Genomic DNA, 5,165 nt, shown 5'->3' on the forward strand with positions numbered 1-5,165 from the left:
GAGCGGGGTGGTGGGCCGTGGGTCTGGTGGGGCTCCTGGCGTGTGCCCCCGGTGCGACCGAGGCCATCCCAGACGGGGACGCGCCTCCGGAACTCCCTCAGGACGCGAACCCGCCGCGCCCGGGCGGGTTCCCCCCCGTGCAGTCGCACGTGCCCACCTTCGCGCTGGAGCTGGCGCCGGGCGACCTCGCGAAGCTGGAGGCGGACCCGATGTCCGACGCCTCCGTGCCCTGCACGGTGACGCTGGAGGGAACGCGGGTGAAGGGGCGCGTGCGCTACCGGGGCGCGAGCACGCGCGACCTGCCGCAGAGGAGCTACAAAATCGAATTGGACTCCGGCGAGGAGCTGGAAGACCGCGACCACTTCGCGCTGCTCGCGAGCTGGCTCGATGGCGGGAAGCTGACGGAGAAGTTCGCGGTGGACCTGTACCGCGCCATGGGCCTGCCGGTGCCGGACGCCCGCTACGTGCGCGTCACCGTGAATGGCGAGCTCCAGGGGCTCTACCTGGACATGGAGCACGTGGGGAAGGACTGGCTGAAGCACCACGGTAGGGAGCGCGACGCGTCCATCTACCGCTGCGGCCACCGCAACTGCGAGCTGACGCCAAGGCCCGGTCCGCACCAGGGCTCCTTCGAGAAGAAGACCAACGAGGACACGGGCCAGGAGGACCTGACGGCCTTCCTCGCGTGGGTGAACGGCAGCGACGACGCGCGCTTCGAGGAGGAGCTGGAACGCCGGGTGGACGTGGAGGCGTACCTGGGCAACCTGGCGACGGACGCGCTCATCTCGAACCAGCTCATCGAGGACGCGCGTGGCTACTGGGTGCACGAGCTGCACGCGGACCGGTGGACGTACGTGCCGTGGGATTTGAACAACGCGCAGATGCTCTACTGGCGCACCCGGAAGCCCGAGTCCCGGCCCGTGGTGGACCACTCACCGCAGCCCTTCACGTTGTACGACCCGGCGGTGCAGGAGATTTTCGAGATGCGCGTGACGGCGCGGCCAGAGCAGCGGCCCACGTGGAGCGTGCTGGCGACGCGGGTGTGGGACCGGCCGGCGCTGCGGGCGAGATTGATTGCGAAGCTGGAGGCGGCGCTGGCGGGGCCCTTCTCCGAGGACGAGGCGCTGGCCCACATCGACGCGCTGTGGAAGGTGGTGGAGCCGGAGCTTCGGCAGGACCCGCACGCCTCCGCCGAGCACGCATCGCGAGCGCGCGAGTTCCTCCGGGACTACGTGCGAGGCCGGCGCGAATACCTGCTGAAGGAACTGGACGCGCTGAAGGCGCACGGGAGCGGACCGCTGGTCATCCGCGCGGTGGCGGCGGGGGGCGCGGGGTACGTGGAGCTGTACAACCGCGGCAGCGGCACGCTGCGCCTGGAGGACCTCGAGGTGACGAACAACCTGCGGGCCTCGACGCGGTACCGGCTGGGGCCGGGGACGCTCGGGCCAGGGGAGTCGGTGCGGCTGCTGACCAGTGGGGACACGTCCCGGGGGCCGCTGCATCTGCCCTTCACGTTGTCGAGCGATGGGGGCGAGGTGGGGGTCTTCAATCGGGAACGGCGCTCGGAGGTGACGGGAAAACCGGTGCTCTTCGGGCCGGAGGACGCCGTCTGGTACGGGCCGCTGCCCGCCGGCTCGGTGTACGGGCGCAAAGGCGGCGGGATTGGCGAGGACTTCGAGCAGCGCACCGAGTGAGCAGGTTGAAGGCGGAGGGGGAGGACGTTAGGCAGGAGGCCATGGCACATCCCGTGAGCTACGAGGGGACGGCGGACAACTTCGACCAGTTGGTCATGGAGCCCAAGGACGAGCTGGTGGTGGTGGACTTCTGGGGCCACGGCTGCCCGAACTGCGAAATCTACGCGGCGGCGGAGCCCATGCTCCTGTCGGAGCTGGACGGTGCGCCGATGCGGGTGGTGAAGGTGAACGCGTACGAGCACGAGGAGCTCGCGCGCCGCTTCGGCCTCTTCGGGATTCCGACGTTCCTGCTGTTCCGCGACGGGAAGCTCATCGGGAAGATGAGCCAGTACTACGGCAAGGAGTACTGGCTCGGCGTGGTGCGGGACCACCTGCCGAAGGCGTAGGACCGTGCATCATTCGTATGGTGCGTGCAGGGCTCCTGCCGCGACCGGGTCGAACCCCTGGGGCCATTGCGTCGTGTCGTCATAAAAGGCTCCCTTCAACACCGCGTCTGTGAGCACGGCGTGGGTGAGAATGGCGCCATGCAGGTGAGCATGCGTCAGGTCGGCCCTGATGAACGACGCACCTGTGAGATCGGCGTTCCTCAGCATGACTTCCTTCAGCTGCGCACCGATGAACGAAGCATGGTTTGCAGTGACCTCGTCCAGGTTGGCGCCCTCTAGATCCGCTCCGCGCAGCATGGAGCCGGACAGCGACGCACTGTCGAGATTCGCGGCTCTCATGGATGCACCTTCGAAGTCACAAAGCGAGAGGTCTGCATTCATCATCGAGGCGCGATCGAGTGATGCCTTGGAGAATTTCGTGGGAGGCCCCCCTGGATTGAATCGCAAGCTGGCTCGTGAAAAGTTGGCGTCCTCGAGATTGGCTTCGCGAAAATCAGCACCTCTCAAGGTGTTGTCCGGCATCAATGCACCCGGCAGGTGCGCTTTTCGCGCGATGATGATGGGGCCGATCCGCATCAGCCAGAACCAGGCGAGCATCGACCTCATGGTGAGCTTGTCACGCTGTCTCAGGCCAGGACCGCCCCGGAGCGTACTGCCAATGGCAAGCGCTGCTTCACGCAGCCAGGGCCGCCTGTCCTCGCGCAATGAGGGCTGACGGCTGCGTGCTCCACGAGAAGCCTCCGCCGGTACCTCGGGCTCTTCGGATTCGAACCGAGTCTGGGCCCAATCCAGCAACGAGCGACGCTCGGCATTCTCCAGGCCGAAAGGAGCCGCGGGGCTTCTTCGATGCGGCTCTCCGTCCAGCATCTCCATCAGGAAGTCGAAGGTCCGGTCCTCCCGGCTGAGCAGCCGCCCTCCCAGCAGCGGAGATTCGATGTCCTCCCACACACGCGAGGGCGCACGCGCAATCGCCTTCAGCCGGTCCGCCCAGTAGCGCGCCACCAGGAACTCCCGGAAGGACTTGTGGCCGAAGAGGATCTGGCTCGCGGCCCCGGAGCGCAGGTGGGCCTGGAGCGTCAGGAGCAAACCCACCTGGATGGCTTCGATGGTGTCGGACGTGCTCTCGACGCCCTCCAGCTCGTGGACGAGAAGGTTCGTGATGTCGTGCTTCTTGAGGACCTCTGCCTTGCGCAGCGGCTCAATCATCTGGCGCTGGTCGAGTTTCGTGGCCTCCCAGGCCACCCGCCCCATGAGCCAGAGCATGGCATCCGGCGGCTCCGTTTCCCGGGCCACCATGCCCCTGCGAATCAACTGCTGGTGAAGCTCCTCGGAAGCGTCGGAAACGTTCTTGTGGTGCTTACGGTCCGCCTCGTGCTTCCCGCGGGCTATCTGCCAGAAGAACTCCTCGTATAGGGCCGCGCGGCTCGCTCCGGCCTCACGGGACTGTCCCTTCCAGGTCTGGGCAATCATGAAGAGGAGGATGGGCGTCCTGGCCAACTCCCCCATCTGACGCGCCTCCAAATCCTGGAGCGTCGGCCCGGAACCCCCATCCAGGCCACTCCATGCATTGAGCCAGGTGGATATCTGGGCCTGGGTCCACGGCAGGATGTCGAGCACCGGAATGCCTTCGAGTTCCTTCTCAGAAGGAAGCGCACCCGGACGGGAGAAGATGATGAAGCGGTGATGCTCCGAAGCCTCGTCCTTGATGCGCGAGAAGAAGGACTCCAGTCGCCGCTCCCCCAGGATGACCTCGTCCAGCCCGTCGAGGATGAAGAGGGCTCGCTGCGTATGCTCGGGGGATTCAAGGGCGGGGTCGTCGAGCTTCAGCTTCACACCCAGTTCGCCGGCTTCACGCTTCCAGGCCCTGCAAACAACCTCATCGAGGTCGAAGCCCTCGTCGGTCAGGTCCTCGGCGCACCGGATGAAGACCGGCAGTTCGACGTCGGGAGATGGGGCACGCATCTCCAGGAACTGCCGGGCGCGGCGCTGCGCGAGTGACCGCGCGGTGAGCGACTTCCCCATTCCGAAGTCAGCACGGACCACGACGACGTTCGTCTTCGAAGCTCCCAGCCAGCACTCAATCAAGGAGAGCACCGGCTCTCGCGGGCGGTCCTCCTTCCGCACATTCTCCGCGAGGCTGGCCTCGGGCTCGACGTACATCTTCGCGAGCGGCATGAACGGGATGGGGTCATCCGCGGGCCTGTCTTGCCGCTCCAGGTTGCCGAAGGTGTGGCGCTCACCCCAGGCCGCCATGTCCCGGAGGAGTAACTCGCGAAGCATGCGTGCGCGGTAGTCGCCAACCACGCCGGCCACATACTTCTGGAGCTTCTGTCCCTCTGCTGACGACAACACCTGCTGGTAGGCGAGGAAGAAGTCGCGCTCGAACCCTAGGCGCCCGTTCTCCAAGTCGAGTAGTGGGACGAGTCTCTCTTCTCCCTCATCCAGCTTCGGGTTGGAGAACGCCTCCCAGAGCGCCTTGTAGTACGGGGTGGCCAGGGGCTCGTCGATGGCAGCCGCGACTTTGATGGCATCCACGCCTGCGGGCAGATCACCCACTTGCAGCTTCCGAAGCGAGCTTGCAGCGAGCTTGACCCGGAGGTCGATTTCCTCTACCCGCGCCCGCCGCTCCTTCCCTATGAAGCGCAGGAGCCCCCGCGGCGCCAGCTCCTTGTTGAACGCCCACTGCCGCCCGAGCGCATGGCCGAAGCACTGCGTGATGACACCGAAATGCAGGGCCTCCATGTCCGTCGGCTGTCCTGAACTCTTTCCCCCCAATTCCCCCAGCAGGTCCGTCGCCAGACGTATCGCGGTGATTTCCTTGCTGCCGATGCCCCCCTCCTGAGAGGCCTCCCACGCGGTCATTCCCACCTGGAGCAACTTGCTGAGGGCCTTGAAGTAAACGAGTGCGTCGAACATGGGCATCCCTCTCACTCAAAATCCTTCAGCTCCGTCTCGGCCCACTCCCGGTACCGAGGGACGGACTCACTGGCGATGTACTCCTCCAGCACCTTGCGCGCGCCGTCCGTGTCGCCCTCGTCCTGAGGTCACGCACATCCGCGAGCGCGCTGGAGTACCGCTTCCCGCC

The 5,165-nt window shown here is 66.2% G+C and carries 3 protein-coding genes and 1 pseudogene; 2 read left to right on the plus strand and 2 right to left on the minus strand.

Going from position 1 to position 5,165, the window contains the following annotated elements; all coding sequences use genetic code 11:
- Positions 1-1,694, plus strand: a 1,694-nt coding sequence (locus tag HG543_RS51240) for a CotH kinase family protein (protein ID WP_246357903.1), incomplete at its 5' end; no start/stop codon positions are given.
- Between the two features lie 41 nt (positions 1,695-1,735).
- Entirely contained in the window at positions 1,736-2,080 is a 345-nt protein-coding gene (locus tag HG543_RS51245) for a thioredoxin family protein (RefSeq protein ID WP_169352290.1), read from the plus strand.
- Positions 2,081-2,089: 9 nt separating this feature from the next.
- Here HG543_RS51245 and HG543_RS51250 read toward each other — a convergent pair whose 3' ends face one another.
- On the minus strand, positions 2,090-4,996 hold the full coding sequence (locus tag HG543_RS51250; protein ID WP_169352291.1) for a pentapeptide repeat-containing protein: 2,907 nt from the start codon (positions 4,994-4,996) through the stop codon (positions 2,090-2,092).
- Positions 4,997-5,007: 11 nt separating this feature from the next.
- Positions 5,008-5,109: pseudogene (locus HG543_RS57120) on the minus strand (hypothetical protein); the annotation flags it as partial.
- Positions 5,110-5,165 lie beyond the last annotated feature (56 nt).

It is taken from the genome of Pyxidicoccus fallax, from assembly GCF_012933655.1.
Taxonomy (GTDB): Bacteria; Myxococcota; Myxococcia; order Myxococcales; family Myxococcaceae; genus Myxococcus; species Myxococcus fallax.

Bases quoted from the DNA above. Each gene is read 5' to 3' on its own strand.
- HG543_RS51245 (WP_169352290.1), top strand. From the start codon at position 1,736: ATGGCACATCCCGTGAGCTACGAGGGGACGGCGGACAACTTCGACCAG.
- HG543_RS51250 (WP_169352291.1), bottom strand. From the start codon at position 4,996: ATGTTCGACGCACTCGTTTACTTCAAGGCCCTCAGCAAGTTGCTCCAG.